General features: G+C 45.7%; 1 protein-coding gene. It reads right to left on the bottom strand.

Annotated elements, in window-relative coordinates; genetic code table 11:
- The coding region (locus tag AB4585_RS22160) for a transposase (RefSeq protein WP_372170966.1) at window positions 1–276 on the bottom strand (276 nt) is incomplete at both ends.

Consider the following 276-nt stretch of genomic DNA (forward strand, 5'->3'; position numbering starts at 1 on the left):
TTCACCGTAGACCTTTAGCCCTGTTGCATCAATGGCTAAATGCTGTATTGCGCCTCGGGTCTTTGTCTTGAATGACACATTAACCGTTTTGGCTCGTTTACTGATGCATGAATAATGAGGACATGACAACGGGAGTTGAGCGAGTTTGAAAACAGAATCGATGAATCCTTGTAACGCTCTCAACGGCATCGCGAATACTCGTTTAACCATGAGGGCGGTCGTAATGGCTAAGTCACTAAACAATCGAGGTCGACCTCGTTTACCTTGCTTGAGTTG

Origin of the sequence: Vibrio sp. 10N.222.49.C9 (genome assembly GCF_041474985.1) — a bacterium.
GTDB lineage: Bacteria > Pseudomonadota > Gammaproteobacteria > Enterobacterales > Vibrionaceae > Vibrio > Vibrio crassostreae_C.